This is a genomic window from Pseudomonas sp. C9D1 (assembly GCF_056491235.1).
Map to the genome: position 1 here is coordinate 3,152,997 of NZ_JBSZIE010000002.1, position 13,908 is coordinate 3,166,904.

General features: G+C 62.4%; 9 protein-coding genes. All 9 read right to left on the reverse strand.

The genetic code is table 11. The features are described 5' to 3' along the window. Positions 1-207: 207 nt before the first annotated feature. The 9 genes from ACXI0U_RS22640 to tssK all read right to left on the reverse strand — a co-directional run bounded on the left by ACXI0U_RS22640 (position 208) and on the right by tssK (position 13,889). Positions 208-471, reverse strand: a complete 264-nt coding sequence (locus ACXI0U_RS22640) for a PAAR domain-containing protein (RefSeq protein ID WP_431482937.1) — start codon at positions 469-471, stop codon at positions 208-210. A gap of 698 nt (positions 472-1,169) precedes the next feature. Continuing rightward, positions 1,170-1,697, reverse strand: a complete 528-nt coding sequence (locus ACXI0U_RS22645) for a hypothetical protein (protein WP_431482938.1) — start codon at positions 1,695-1,697, stop codon at positions 1,170-1,172. Then, on the reverse strand, positions 1,694-4,459 hold the full coding sequence (locus ACXI0U_RS22650; RefSeq protein ID WP_431482939.1) for a hypothetical protein: 2,766 nt from the start codon (positions 4,457-4,459) through the stop codon (positions 1,694-1,696). Before ACXI0U_RS22650 ends, ACXI0U_RS22645 begins: the two co-directional genes overlap by 4 nt. A gap of 26 nt (positions 4,460-4,485) precedes the next feature. Next, the gene (locus ACXI0U_RS22655) at positions 4,486-6,858 is read right to left on the reverse strand and encodes a type VI secretion system Vgr family protein (RefSeq protein WP_479550853.1); all 2,373 of its coding nucleotides are present in this window, start codon (positions 6,856-6,858) and stop codon (positions 4,486-4,488) included. A 2-nt stretch (positions 6,859-6,860) separates the two neighbouring features. Continuing rightward, positions 6,861-9,527 (reverse strand): type VI secretion system ATPase TssH, encoded by a 2,667-nt coding sequence (gene tssH, locus ACXI0U_RS22660; RefSeq protein WP_431482941.1) that lies wholly within the window; start codon positions 9,525-9,527, stop codon positions 6,861-6,863. A 95-nt stretch (positions 9,528-9,622) separates the two neighbouring features. Continuing rightward, positions 9,623-10,114 carry an Hcp family type VI secretion system effector gene (locus ACXI0U_RS22665; RefSeq protein ID WP_111264615.1) on the reverse strand — a complete coding sequence of 164 codons (492 nt, stop codon included), beginning with the start codon at positions 10,112-10,114 and terminating at the stop codon, positions 9,623-9,625. A gap of 13 nt (positions 10,115-10,127) precedes the next feature. Then, positions 10,128-11,849 (reverse strand): OmpA family protein, encoded by a 1,722-nt coding sequence (locus ACXI0U_RS22670; protein ID WP_431482942.1) that lies wholly within the window; start codon positions 11,847-11,849, stop codon positions 10,128-10,130. 10 nt (positions 11,850-11,859) lie between these two features. Next, a complete protein-coding gene (tssL, locus tag ACXI0U_RS22675; protein ID WP_431482943.1) occupies positions 11,860-12,537 on the reverse strand; it encodes a type VI secretion system protein TssL, short form in 678 nt (225 codons plus the stop codon). Further along, complete coding sequence (gene tssK, locus ACXI0U_RS22680) at positions 12,534-13,889, reverse strand: type VI secretion system baseplate subunit TssK (protein ID WP_479550854.1); 1,356 nt, start codon at positions 13,887-13,889, stop codon at positions 12,534-12,536. The genes tssL and tssK overlap by 4 nt, the downstream gene beginning before the upstream one ends. Between the last annotated feature and the right edge of the window lie 19 nt (positions 13,890-13,908).

Here is a 13,908-nt window from a genome sequence, read left to right on the forward strand (position 1 = left end):
CCCAGCCCACACCAAACTAGAAGAGGTAAACCGAGGGAAGCCCACCAAAAGCGTCCAGGCTCTTCTGCCATTGAGCTTTCAGCCAGCCAAAGAACCAGCCCCCCCCCAGCGCAACACAAATAAGCAGCAGCCCGAGCCACACCCGGAGGCGCGGTAGCGCAGGTTGCGGAACTGGAGCGGGCATCTCATCCAATCTGACTACCATGATCAGATAGCCTTTACATCTGGTAGAGACGACAAGAGCGAGCAACCGCAAGCGCACCGATGCCCATGGAAGGCAACCGGAAAACCCGAATCGCAGAAATTCGGATTGCCCTCCACAATCACATTTGGGCCATGTCCTGGAATCGGGCAGCTCACCGGATCGCCGACTCTGGCGACGCCGGTACCATTGCAGATCAGCTCAGCAGAGCCCGCCAGAACGGCTCCACCGCCGGTGTTTTTATCGCCTAAGCGAATGACCCCACTCATTTTTACCTACTTAGTTTAATTCGCGGCCGGTGAGTAACTTCACGATATAGCGCTAACAAGACAACCGCCAAACGCCCCTTAAGACCTTCTAAGCAACAGGGAAGTGCAACCCAACAAAAATACTCACACAACCAATTGACGCATTGCCCAATCCACAAACTCTCCGTTCAAAAACTCCCCACCACCTATTTTTCAACATAGCTTCCCATCTAACCTCATAAGGGAACCAACTTGCTATTCCTTGGCGCCACTTAAAAGCCTTCTCATCCATCCAGACCCAAGTACAACTCCAATTTCATACTTATCTTCAACCAACCTCCACTCTTGGCGTAGAGTGCAATTAGCCTCATTCCGACTGAAGGACAAGGAGTAGTCACCCATTGCATCGTTTGCCCTACCTCCACATCGTGAATAGCCTGAGAAATAAAAACCTCTCCAAGACTCACTACCCAGCCTTTCTGGATACGCTCCTCAATATTTCCACCTACCAAAACGACAAACTAAACACCCTTCACCACTTCCCTCGCGTAGAGAAAAAATCTATCTGTATCAGCGACCTTAAATGAAAATTGCAGGGCTTCATCACCCAAACACATTGAGGATGCGTTTATCTTCTCACCCCCCAAACCATAAAAATAAAGCCACAATCAGTGCATGTGACACCCTATCCATATAAAACCCCAGCGTCATTGGCAGCATCAATCAAACACCTCTGCCTCAATCCCCTCATAAGCTTGATCGCTTATATAAGCGTGCCCAGGCTCATCACAGCGTTCATTAAACACCTCATCCACGCCTTTTCTAACAACCAACCTGTACCCAGCAATACCGCCCCCCTCAAATGAGTAAATGTATTTACCCACCTTAAACTGCAGCAACTCCACCGCAGAATAAGAATTTCTCCCAACCATATTCGCAACCGAATAAATCTTGAATATACCCCTCGGGGGAACTCTCTCTGATGGGTATGTGATTTCTATATCCCGCATAGACTTGCCGTATCGATATTGCACATACCCCGCATCTGGACCACCATTCCCTTTTGCACATATAGAGGCAACATCACCCACAAAACCCATATCACCTCGCGCCTTTATGGAGCAACTTATATAAACCATTTCGTCATCACCGCACAAAGAAAGACTTGCGTGATTCTCCGCCCCACCATACCCTGCAAGACAGCAGAGCAGCAGACAAACTGCCAACTCTCTCTTAAAAATTTTCATTTCAGAATCTCTTCAACCCACAACTGATTGAAATTCTGCTTCCTACGCGACCTACTGTCTGTATCTCTATTGACAACATCCGTAATCAAGTCAACTACAAATGGCGCCGCACCTTTATCTGCTCTTTCATATAACTTCTTGTCCAGCCAAAAATATGCTGCTGAACGAGCAGCATATTTCGCGCTCATCAAAAAATCTGGAGACTCAATGAAGTCCAGGTCGTCGCTTGGCCATAGCGCACTATTCTTTTGGTGCCACTCGGTGAATCGCTGATAATTGTATCGACCCGTTAAATGTTTAAGGCCACGCCCTCTGTATTTCCAGCCATCCCCACTTGAAAAACCTCTATTACCTAGGTCCTCCCGCCCTCCATAAGCGCCATTCGCAATTGCTTTGAAATCATCTATTCCCATAGCCACACCGTTGGCTTTAATTTTTCCCTGCAAAACAACAAAACCATGCACATTAGCCTCATCAGGATTAGACCTGAAGTAGCTAAACTTGCTTATTAAAGCGCTCACTCTATAAGTTAGGTCTTCTTCCATGATTAAGGATAACCCTGTCTCTTGCAGAATCTGCGCAAAAAAATGAGCACGCCTAAGATGAGTGTCTAATTTATAGAAAACAAGTTGAGAATTGAGCTCTTCGGCAATATTCTGCAGGTCTTCATATCGCTCTACGCCAAGTGTAGGATAGAGCTTGCGCATAACTTCCAAAGTGAATGAAAAATCTAAACCACCAAAGCTTCCAATCATTCCTATTGGGTGCAGATACCAAACCTGTCCATCAGCCGGCAGAGCCAGACTCGGTGCGACCTCTTGCCACCAACTCAATTTCTCAATTCGCTCTTTCTCAGCCAACCATTTTTTATGCGGAGCCGAACTTCGGTGACCATATAAATCATCTAGAACATCCCACTTCCCCGATGTCCAGCGCCAGTCGCTTTCGCTATATATCGCCAGACGGGAAACAGATTGTGCTTTTAGCGGCAGGCGCAGGGCCCGCTGCAATTTCTCGGCACTCATAACGTCACTATGGTCAGCACCTCGGGCGATCAAATCGAACAAGCGGCTTCGAATAGGACCCCGGTCTGATAGATCGGCCAATCGTGCGGCTCGCGCACGATCTTTCTCACTGGGCAAAATACCTTGCACTTTCAATGAATAGGCTTGGCAGCTTTCCAGACTGTCGCCATTGAGAATGGCCGCATAGCCACTCCAATCCCATGGGCTGTGCCATTGGGCATCATTGTCAGCAACCCGAACCCACCCGTTGAGCAACACACCGTCGACGTCATGAAGAAGGTCATCAAGGCGATACCAAGTGCAACCGCCCTCACCATTTCTTGCGGGAATACGAATAGTCTTTTCGGCGCCCAAGACATCGAGTCTATGTTTCGGCAAGTGCAGATCAGCGCCGCTGATCGGAGTATCTACTCCAGCGATCGGAGGGCTAGCAACGCTGAAGTGCTCCTGATGCGGCACCACTGATGTGCCTTGGGGTAGCGTCAGCCAAGTCCTTGAGTTGGCTGGCAGCTGCTTCGCCCAAGCACGGCTGACGTCGATAAAGGTTTCAACATCTTCATGACTGAAAACCTCCAAGTGCAGTTGCTTCTGAGGCTCTTTATCTTCTAGATCCTGATAATCACCGAGATGGCCAATGAGCTCGCCCGCCCGAATAGAAATCGGCTTGTCCAGAACCAGTATCTGGTCTAGAGCCTCAGGCTCAAGTTCGCGTATCAGTGATGCGTAGTGAAGATACTGGTTTACCCGCTCAAGCTTGCGGAACTGCCCCTCTCCACTGATGGTTACTTCGGTACCTTGCGGCAACTTGAAGAGCACTTCTGAGTTGGCGTTCGGTTCAGACCTGACGTTGAGCGTGCTGTTGTCCTGACTCAGATGCACTTGGTAGCTGCCAGCTGCATTCAGCCGTAGGTTGCTGAAGGCAACATAGCCGCGCAGGCCCCCATCGGGGTTCTGCAACGCCGCAGGACCTGGGCTATCGATCCACTCACGGAACTCACCCTGACCACTGATGGTCACGGCAATACCCTGTGGCAGCAGGCCGATCACCCGGCCTTGGGTCGCTTGGTTCCTGATTCGTAACCCCATCTCACCGGGGCTACCCACATGGGTATCGCCGACATTGGGCTTGACCTGGTAACGAGCAGCCAAGGACCAGAAGCCAGGTCGTGGTGACTCCGGCGATTCAGCATAGGCTTTCCAGTCCTGCAAGTGCATGTAAAGACTGAAAAAAGTCAGGCTGGGTGGGGTGTCATCGGCACCGAAGATTTCCGGTGCCTGCAGCCGATGCCGTACCAAGACAAAGTTTCGCGAGAAGACTCGCTCCACCGGTTCTCCATCAAGTTGGTACGAGGTGGAGGGGGATCGGGTATCTATGCGATAGGCCACTACCTCGCCATCAGCCAGGCAACGCACATATGTCTGGTCCAGCGTCCCGGCTGTGCCGCAATCGAAATGCACACCCAGGTGCCAGTATCCATTCCGCCCCAATGGGTAATAGCCGCGTTCAGCATTGGCTTGCTGTACCAGTTGCTGTAGCTCGTCGGCGCGAGAACCAAAGGGGTGGCTCCATTTCTGAATGGGAGCCAGATGAGCACTGCCTGGGTCAGTTACCCAATAGTTGGTCAGTGGTCGGCATGGTGCCGGCGACTCCGACTCGCGAGCACTTGGCCGGAGCTGCTCTCCCAGCCAAGTGTTGGTCTTATCCATGATTTGCTGAACCAAGCTCCTGGTATCCATAGATGCTCCTTGCTCCTGAGAGGGCGTTAACCGGAAAACGCAGTGTCATCCTGCCGCGCGGCTTCGGACTCCAGCAGTGGCGGTACGGCCGGCATAGATGGAAGCTGCGAGGCGCTCCCTTGTCGGTTCACTCGTGCCTTGATAATGAATTCGCCGCTACCCAACTCGACTTCGCTCGGTGCCAGAGTGATGTAGCTGCCCCCACCGTTGAGGACGATCCTCTTCTTGGCGGTGATGTGGATTTCATCCTCGGTGCTGGTGATCTCCAGCCCCTGGCGGGCCAGCAGTTCCAGGCGGTCGTTCTGCGCCTGGATCTGCACCGCGCCCTGGTTGGCGATGAGCTTCAGGCCGAGCTTGCGCACGAACAGGCTGACGCCCTCCCCCACGCCGATGAACAGCCGCCGCACCACGCTCAAGGCGGCGTCCCTGCCCGCATTGGCGATGAGGTTGCCTTCGGCGGCCAGTTGCAGGTGGTGGCCACTGCTGAGCGCGATGCCCTTGGGTGCACTGAGCAGCAGGACGGCGGACTTGAGCTGCTCCAGGTCCTGCCTGAGCAGGTCGAGCTGCGCCTGCACATCGGCCGGCTCGGCGTTGGCGACCTGGGCATCCTTGGAAAGCGTCTGCATCTCCTCACCGGCGCGTTGCAGGCGGGCGAGCGTGTCCTGCATGGCCAGCACCTGCCCCTGGGCACGCGGCTGCTCATCGGCACTGATGTACAGCCCCTTCCCCGCCCGCATGACGCCCCAGCCGTCGGTGCGCAGCTCGAAGCCTTCGCCGCGTTTCTGCCGCTGCCCATCCACCAGGTGGCCGAGGTTGAGCTGGCTCTTGCCGCTGTGCTCGGTGCTGAGCTTGATGTGTTCCTGGCCACGGGTGTCGTCCAGGCGCAGCTTGTTGTTGGACGGGGTGCGCAGGACGTTGCGCTTGTAGTTCTTCAGGGTGACGAGGTCGGGGTGCCGGCTGTCGTGCAGGGCGAAGGCGATGAAGCCCCGGTCCGGGTCGCCGCGCTCGAAGGCGATGCCCACCTCGGTGCCCTGGATCAGCGGCAGGTGCAGGCCGTGGGTATCCCCGGCATAGGCGCGTGCCAGGCGCAGCCACATGCTTTCCTGGCCGGCGGGCCAGGTGTCCTGGTCGAAGAGGAAGCTGACCTTGTAGCGGCCCTCCAGATCGATGTGGCTGTAGAGGTCGTCGGCCTGCGCGCTGGTGACGCGGGCCGGGATGGTGCCGGCGATCACGGGGCGCGGCAGCAGCGGCGGGCGAAAGCACACGCTTTCGCTGTAGGGGATGGCCTCGAAGCGGGCTTCGAAGCTGCGATCACGGGCGGCGACGGTGACCAGGCGGGTGATGACGGCGCCAGGGGTGAAGGCCTCGGGCGCGCCGCCCTCGATCTTCAGCACCTGCCCAGGTGCCAGGGTGGCGCTGCTGGTGCGGCCGTCGAGGCGGGTCTGGTCGTTGAGGTAGCGTTCGTGGGCGAGGCGGGCATAGAAGTAGCCGCTTTCGCTTTTCAGGCCTTCGTCGCGGGAGCCGGGGTCGTCCAGCTCGATGTAGGGCTCGCCGTAGTGATAGGCCTCGCCGTAGGTGGTCGGGTCGCCCCGGGTCTGGTCGAGGTCGCCGTCGAGGTAGGCCGTTGCGTCACGCGGGGTGTAGGCGCGGATGCGCAGGTTCCTTTCCACCACACCGTGGCTCGTCTGCAGGTCCCAGACGGCGTCCTGGCCGCTGCTGACGGTGCCGGACGGCGGGCGGTAGGGCAGCTGGACGCCGAACCGGTAGTTGCGCTGGTCATCGTGGAACTCGACGACATCGATGCCCAGGCGCTCGTCGGCGGTGAAGCGGTACCAGATGCCGACCTCGGCCAGCAGGCGCTGGATGAAGGCCAGGTCGCTCTCGTCGTATTGCATGACCTGCTCGCGCTTGGGGTAGTCGCGCCTGAGGTCGAAGAAGAAGTCCTGCCCGGCCCAGCGGTGGCGGTCGCTGCGCAGGATCTGCTCGACGATCTCGGGCACCGAGAGGTGCTGGTAGATGCGGTATTGCCGGCCCCGCCCGAGCAGGGTCAGGCGCGGCTGCAGGGTGATTTCGTAGCGGGCCTCGTCGTTGGAGCCGGAGATCCGCCGGAAGCCCGTGACCACGCCGTGCAGGGTGCGCAGCGGCTGGGCCGGCGGCGCGCCCAGGCCGGCGAAGGGCACCGGTGCGGGGGGCGCGAAGAGGCTGAAGCTGGCGGGCTGCCCGACGATGCGCCTGGAGGGGAGGTCGCGCTGGGACGAGGTGAACTCGACCTGGTAGGTGAAGGGCTGGCTGAGCGTCTCGTCCCCGACGAAGGCGAGGACGTCGAGCCCGACGTCGAGTTCGCCCACCTGCAGGCGGTGGCGGCTGTGGTCGAAGAAATGGCGGAGTTCGGCAAGCATGCTCAAGCCTCCTCGATGACCGGATGCATGTGGTCCTGCCGGTCGATGAACTGCAGGGTGACGCCTTCATCCTCGTCATGGCCGAGGATGACGCTGCGGGCGTGTTGCCGGGTGGCCTGGCGCCGGAGGAGCTGCTGGCTGAGCACCGGCAGGATCTGCTGGTTGAGCAGGCTGTCGATGTTGCGGGCACCGGTATCCGGCAGCAGGCAGGCGGCGACGAGGGCCTCGCTCAGGGCGTCGTCGACCTGGCAGCCCAGGCCGTAGTGGCGTTGCAGGCGGCGTGAGACCTGTTCGAGCTTGAGATCGACGATGCGTCTGAGTGCATCTGCCGGCAGCGGGCGATAGATCAGCGTCTGGAAGCGGGCCAGCAGCGCGGGCTGGAAGTGATCGCGCAGCACCGGGCGCAGCAGTTCCTGGAGCACGCCGTCGGTGGCATCCGGCTGCACCTGCAGGCACGCCTGCAACAGGTCGCTCCCCAGGTTGGACGTCATCAGGATGACGGTGTTGCGGAAGTCGATTTCGCGCCCCTCACCGTCCCGCATGAAGCCACGGTCGAAGACCTGGTAGAACAGGTTGAGCACGTCCGGGTGGGCTTTCTCCACTTCATCGAGCAGCACCACGCTGTAGGGCCGTTGGCGCACCGCTTCGGTCAGCACGCCACCCTGGCCGTAGCCGACATAGCCCGGCGGAGAGCCCTTGAGCTGGCTGACGGTGTGGGCCTCCTGGTACTCGGAGAGGTTGAGCGTGATCAGCGATTTCTCGCCGCCATACAGGCTGTCGGCCAGTGCCAGTGCAGTCTCGGTCTTGCCGACGCCGCTGGTGCCCACCAGCAGGAACACGCCCTGGGGCGCCTGGTCACCGGTCAGGCCTGTCCGTGCGGCTCGCAACCGCTGGGCCAGCGCGCCGAGGGCATGATCCTGGCCGATGACCCGGCGACCGAGTTGATGCTCCAGTTCCAGCAGGCTGGCCTGCTCATCCTTGAGCAGGCTGCCCAGTGGGACGCCGGTCCAGTCGGCGACCACCTCGGCGACGTTGCGCGCGGTGACATCCAGGGACAGCAGCGGCTGGTCACCCTGCGCCTGCTCGAGACGCCGCTGCAGCTCGGTGCAGCGTTCCGCCTGCCGTGGCTCCTCCTGGCGAGCCGCCAGGAGCTGCTGGCTCAGGTCGAGTTCGTGACGGTATTGCCGCTCCAGCTCCGCATGGCGTCGTGCCAATCCGGCGTGCTGTTCGGCGAGCTCGTCCAGCCGCCGGGCGGGTGCCTTTGCGCCCAGCAGGCCATCCGCCTCCAGGGCTTGCCGCTCCAGCTCCAGGGCGACCTGCCGGGCCTTGATGCCGAGCAGTGCCTGGGGCTCGCAATCGAGGCTCATGCGCACGCGGGCACTGGCGGTATCCAGCAGGTCGACGGCCTTGTCGGGCAGCTGGCGCCCGGTCATGTAGCGCCGTGACAGGCTGACGGCTGCGCGTACCGCGGCATCCTCGATATGCACACCGTGATGGCTGGCGTAGCGGGCCTTGAGGCCCCGCAACATGAGGCAGGCGCCGGTGTCGTCCGGCTCGTCGACCTTGACCATCTGGAAGCGCCGCTCCAGCGCCGCGTCTCGCTCGAAGTACTGCTTGTATTCGCTCCAGGTGGTGGCGGCGATGGTACGCAGCTCGCCCCGGGCCAGGGCGGGCTTGAGCAGGTTGGCGGCATCCGCGCCGCCGGCCTGGTTGCCGGCACCGATCAGGGTATGGGCCTCGTCGATGAACAGCAGGATGGGCGGCTCCGCTTGCTGGACCGCGTCGATGATCTGCTTCAGGCGCTGCTCGAACTCCCCCCTGACTCCGGCACCGGCCTGCAACAGCCCCAGGTCGAGGGTCCGCACGCTCACGGGTTTCAGGCTGTCGGGTACTTCGCCCTCGGCGATACGCAGGGCCAGGCCCTCGACCAGGGCGGTCTTGCCGACCCCCGGATCGCCCACGAGGATGGGGTTGTTCTTGCGTCGCCGACTGAGGATGTCGACGACCTGGCGGATCTCGTCATCACGGCCGAACACGGGATCGATACGCCCCTCACGGGCCTGCGCCGTCAGGTCCTGGGTGAACCGGTCGAGCAAGGCCAGGGACGGGTCGGCTGCGGAGCCCGCAGGTGGGCTGGAAGGCAGGGCGACCTGACCGGGCTCGGCTTCGTCGAGGCGGGCTTCACGCTGCACATCCGGGCGCTCTTCCGAATGTCGGTCCAGCAAGGGCAACAGGCGTTGCAACTGGGCTTCGCTGAGGCTCAGCAGCGGCCAGGCGGTCTCGCAACGCAACAGGCTGGGCGTTTCCAGCAGGGCGCCGAGCAGGTGCAGGGAACGCAGCCGGTCGTTGTCGTCGTCCAGGGAGGCCCGCAGCCAGGCGTTCTTGATCAACTGCTGCAGCTCGGCACTGAGCTGGGGTCGCTCGCGCACGCTGCGGGGCAGGCTGTCCAGATAGGCGAGCAGTCCCTGCCAGAGCGCATCGAGTTCCCAGCCATAGCGCCGCGCGAGCAGGGTGAGGTCGCCCTCCCCCTGCTCCAGCAGCTTGAGCAGCCAGTGCTCGGGGGTGACCTGGGCGTGGGCGCGGCTCTGGCAGAGCGAGGCGGCGGCACTCAAGGCCCGGGCGCAATAGGGGTTGAGGCGACGAAGCAGGCTGGCGGAGTTCTGGGCCATGGCGATGCGTCCTTGTACGAAGTGCGTGGCGCTTGTGCGTCGGAATGGTTCGCGAAGGGTCGGCGGAGCTTTGTGCCCCGCCGACCATCCCGAGGTCAGGCGCTCTGACGTTCGTTCCAGGAGTCGGCATGGATGATGTTGCCGTCCTTGTAGGTCCAGGTGATCTTCTCGTAGCGCAACTCGACCTGCTCCAGGTGGTTGTGCTTCTCCTTGGACGGGTCCTTCACGTCGTGCATCTTCGGCGCGACCTTCACGACCTTGACGTTCTCCAGCTTGGTGATGAAGTACTCGACTTCCTGGCCGGCATCGTCGATGCGGTACCACTTGAATTCGGCGCTCTTGAGGGTCTGGCCGGTGGTCACCGCCTTGTACAGGTAGGGGCTGGAGGCATCGATCTCCTTGGTGAACAGGAACGGGGTGTGGACCCGGGTGCCGGTCAGCTTGCCGGTGTTGTTGTCGGTGGGGATGTAGAGGCTGTGATCCTGCGCGATGACCTCGATGCTGCCTTCGCGCTTCTGCACGTCCACCGACCCCTTGATGTCGGCTCCGCCATCGTCCTGCAGCCAGAGATAAACGGGAATTGCCATGTGAAGCTCCTTCTCAGAGGTTGACAGCCGCGGAGTGCGGCTGGTCCTTGCCACCCCGTGCGGCGGTGGGCGACACGCAGGCCCCCACCTCCGGCACCAGGCGGATATCGACGCGCCGGTTGGCGGCGCGCCCGATTTCGGTGTCATTGCTGGCGATCGGCTGACCGGCACCGAAGCCCTGTACGGCAAAACAGCTGTCGGGGATGTCCCCCATCCGCTGCATCCAGTCACGCACCGCCCCGGCACGATCACGGGACAGCTGGAGGTTCCGGTCGGCATCACCACTGGCATCGGTATGCCCGGCAATGACGATCAGCCAGCCGGGCCTGGCCTTGACGTCGACCAGCGCGTTGATCAGGAGCCTGGTCGACTCGGGCTTGAGCGTGGCGCTGCCCACGGCGAACAGCGACAGGCTGTCCAGCCGCACCGGCTCGGGCATCCGCGGCACCTCCGTGGGTGCATCGTGGGGCCTCCGGTAACCGGTGATGACGGCCAGCAATTCGTCCCTCAGGCGCTCCCCCTGGTACAGGCCCAACCCCAGCCAGAGCGGCTCACCCTGGCGGTAGTAGCCATCCAGGCGCGCTGCATCGGAGCGCAAGACCGCCATGGCTGCTTCACGCAGTTCGAACTCGGGCTGGTCACGGTGCTGGGCGTGGGGGATGGCCAGGTAACGATGCAGGTCCTCGCTGACCTGGCGCACCAGTTCGCGGTTGTGCCAGGCGGAACCGGCCAGGGCCGAGACCACAGCCAGAGCGGATAGCCAGAGCGATGCCAGCCAGGCACGGCGCAGCGGCGTGGGACTCACACGCGTCGGCAGGAGCGGGAGCAGCGCGTCCGGAAGGGGCAGGAGTGACGAGGTCTCGTGCGCAGGCTCGGTCGCCTCTTCCAGCGTCGTCCGGTCACGCACCCATTGCTGCCAGAGATTCCCGGCGACGCGGCCAGGCAGGGTCGGCACCAGCATGACGCCGCAGGCCACGGCCGTGGCTGCCGAGTCATTGCCGCCCCGGCCGACGAGGGAGGCCTGTACATGCTGGCGCAACCAACCGGCTACCGCGCCCAGCAGGACGCCGGTGCGCAGGCGCGATGCCGAAAGCACCGGGTCACCCCCGAGCCTCTGCCATTCAGCGAAGGCGATGCAGGCGCCCGCCTCCAGCACATCGGGTTGCGACCCATTGGCCGCCCAGCAGAACCAGGGCGTCTGGCCCCGGTCGCCTTGCAGGTAGCTGACCTGGAGCAGCGGCAGCACCGCTTGCCGGCGGGCCTGGACGAGTTGATGGCGGAACGCCCGGAGCTTGCCCTCCAGCTCGGCTGCATCGCGATGCTCGCCTGGATCGATGACCAGGAGCACGCCGAGCTGCCCGCCCCAGTGGGGCCGCTGAGCCAGGATGGTGCGGACCATCAGTGGCAGGTGTTCCAGGTTATCCACAGGCAGGTAGCAGCCCTGTGTCGTCATCCTCCAGCGGGGCCCCGCGGCATCGGGCTCATCGAACAGCCCCCTCTGCCCATCGCCACAAACCAGCACCACCGGCTGCTGGAAGCCCGCAGCGGGCAACTGCAGTCCGGCGTCGAGCGTCAGCCCCTGCTGGCCTGCCCAGCGCCAGGCCAGCAGGAGAGCCCCCAGGACGAGCGTCGCGCCCATGAGTCGCACGCCGCCCGCGATCGGAAAGACGAACAGCAGCGCCAGGGCCAGCAGAGCCGCCCACGCACAGAGCCCGCGCATCAGCATCCTGCTCATCGCGCGCCCTTCACACCGCACCGGGCAGCAACGAGGCGACGAGACGACCGAGGTACTGGTCGAGCCCCCACCAGGTCCCGGCGACCAGCACGGCCATCGCGAGCACCTGCATCGCCGGGCCGCGCAGCCAGCGCTTCACCGCATCGCCGCGCTCGACGCCCGTGCCGAGGCTCAGGTCGCCGCCTATGGCCAAGGGCGGGACCCGCTCCTCCAGCGCGTTCACCAGGCCATCGCGCTCCGGATCATGCAGCTCGTAGCGCCCTTTGAATCCCAGCAGCAGGACGCGGTGGTACGCCGTCAGGACCTGGGGGTCGGGCGAGGGCTCGCGCAGGACCTCGTGCATGTCCTCGTAGAGGAAATGACCCGCCTGGTGACGGTTGAAGAACTTCACCTGCAACGGCTCACCGGCCCAGTCGGCGTGATCATCGTCCCGGGCGAACGCGAGCACGGTTTCATCCAGCAACGCGCATTGGGCGTAGCTGATGCAGTCGATGCTCCGCTGGCTCATCCCCCGCGCCTCGAGTTCGTGGCGTAGCGCTTCGACCTGCTGGATGCAGCGCCTCCACAAGTCACGCCCATGGTGGGCCGAGCGCCCCTCGCGCAGGGTCACTACCAGCAGGTAGCTGTCCTGCAGCAGTGCGTCGATGGAGGCCGGGGCGTTAACGCGTACCTCGCTGTGCAGGCTCATGAGCGCAGTACCGCGAACAGTTCGAGCCGGGCGTCGATCAGCGTGGCGGGAACATAGAAGGCGCACACACCGGCGGCGAGCATGGCCCGCCCCTTGGGATGCCCGAGATCCAGCGCGAAATACTGGTTCTCCAGGCGCAACGGGATCGCGGCGGGGACATGGTTGAGCGGTTGCAGCGGGATGCCGTCCAGCGCCGCGTTGACCAGGTGGTCGACGTCATCCGGGGTCCCCACCTTGCACAGGTGGGGAAACTGGCTCTGCAGCTGCGCGGCGGAGAGTCGCGAGCGGACGGAAAGGTAGAAGTCGGCGCCGTCCGGCTCGCGCAGCCTGGGGTCGTGGAGCGAAACCTTCCAGCGGTTCGCCCCGCTCTCCTCCAGCTCCAGGGCGATGACGCGCGACGGCAGACTGGCTTCGAGCAGCGTCGAGATCATGCTCATCAGCGGCGGCAGGACCCGCCCCAGCTGCTCGTGCCGGTAGGCCGGCACCTGGTCGATGTCGTGCTCCAGCGAAAAGGTCGACAGGCTGCCGGCGAGCTTCGCCAGCTCCAGGTAGACCTGCTCGGGATGACGCGCAGGATGAGCCCTGAGGTCGGCGAGGATCGGCTGGTAGGTGTTGAGCGCATTGAGCAGCCAGAACAGCGAGACGTCCGCCACCGCGAAATCGGCCATGCGCTGGTTGCTTTCACGGCGCATGGCCATCAGGCGCTGGCGCTTGGCGGACAGCTGGATGAACAGGTTGTCCAGCTGCACCAGCAGGCCCGCATGGGCGTCGAGGCTCAGCAATGGCGGTACGTAGCCGGCATCCACGGCCCAGGTTCCCTGGGTATCGCGCAGCAGGCGCACCACCGGGCAGGTCAGGTAGTCGCCGTTGTCGTCGCTGGCCAGGCGCAGGCTGAGCTGGTGCTCCATGACGCTGATGGACTGGCGCTCATCGCCATAGAGGTCCTGCACCGCCTGCCAGTTCTGGCGGTAGCGGGTGGGCCGGTCTTCACGCTGGCCATCGAGCACACAGTTGTTGCCATTGCCCTGTTCCAGCGGCAATGCCAGCAGCAGGGTGGCGCTGCGGATGTCGTCGGCCAGGACGCGGGACAGCTCAAGCGCCGGCGGCAGGTGATCGGCGCGGTCGGTATCGATCAGCGTGCCGTCCGGCATGCGCACGTGAAGCCGCGATGCCTTGAGCCGGCCCATCCTCAGGGCATCGGCATCGAAGTCGGCTGCCAGTACGCCCCAGGGATGAACGAGGGCGAGCCGGGCGATGCGCTCGTTGGTCCAGGCTTCCCAGCGGGCCTGTTGCTGGAACTGCTGCGGGGACAGAAGCGTCCCCGCAGCCCAGAGGGGGCGGTCGATGTTCATGGCGTCGTTTCCCTGGCCA

Bases quoted from the DNA above. Each gene is read 5' to 3' on its own strand.
- ACXI0U_RS22640 (WP_431482937.1), bottom strand. From the start codon at position 471: ATGAGTGGGGTCATTCGCTTAGGCGATAAAAACACCGGCGGTGGAGCC.
- ACXI0U_RS22645 (WP_431482938.1), bottom strand. From the start codon at position 1,697: ATGAAAATTTTTAAGAGAGAGTTGGCAGTTTGTCTGCTGCTCTGCTGT.
- ACXI0U_RS22650 (WP_431482939.1), bottom strand. From the start codon at position 4,459: ATGGATACCAGGAGCTTGGTTCAGCAAATCATGGATAAGACCAACACT.
- ACXI0U_RS22655 (WP_479550853.1), bottom strand. From the start codon at position 6,858: ATGCTTGCCGAACTCCGCCATTTCTTCGACCACAGCCGCCACCGCCTG.
- tssH (WP_431482941.1), bottom strand. From the start codon at position 9,527: ATGGCCCAGAACTCCGCCAGCCTGCTTCGTCGCCTCAACCCCTATTGC.
- ACXI0U_RS22665 (WP_111264615.1), bottom strand. From the start codon at position 10,114: ATGGCAATTCCCGTTTATCTCTGGCTGCAGGACGATGGCGGAGCCGAC.
- ACXI0U_RS22670 (WP_431482942.1), bottom strand. From the start codon at position 11,849: ATGAGCAGGATGCTGATGCGCGGGCTCTGTGCGTGGGCGGCTCTGCTG.
- tssL (WP_431482943.1), bottom strand. From the start codon at position 12,537: ATGAGCCTGCACAGCGAGGTACGCGTTAACGCCCCGGCCTCCATCGAC.
- tssK (WP_479550854.1), bottom strand. From the start codon at position 13,889: ATGAACATCGACCGCCCCCTCTGGGCTGCGGGGACGCTTCTGTCCCCG.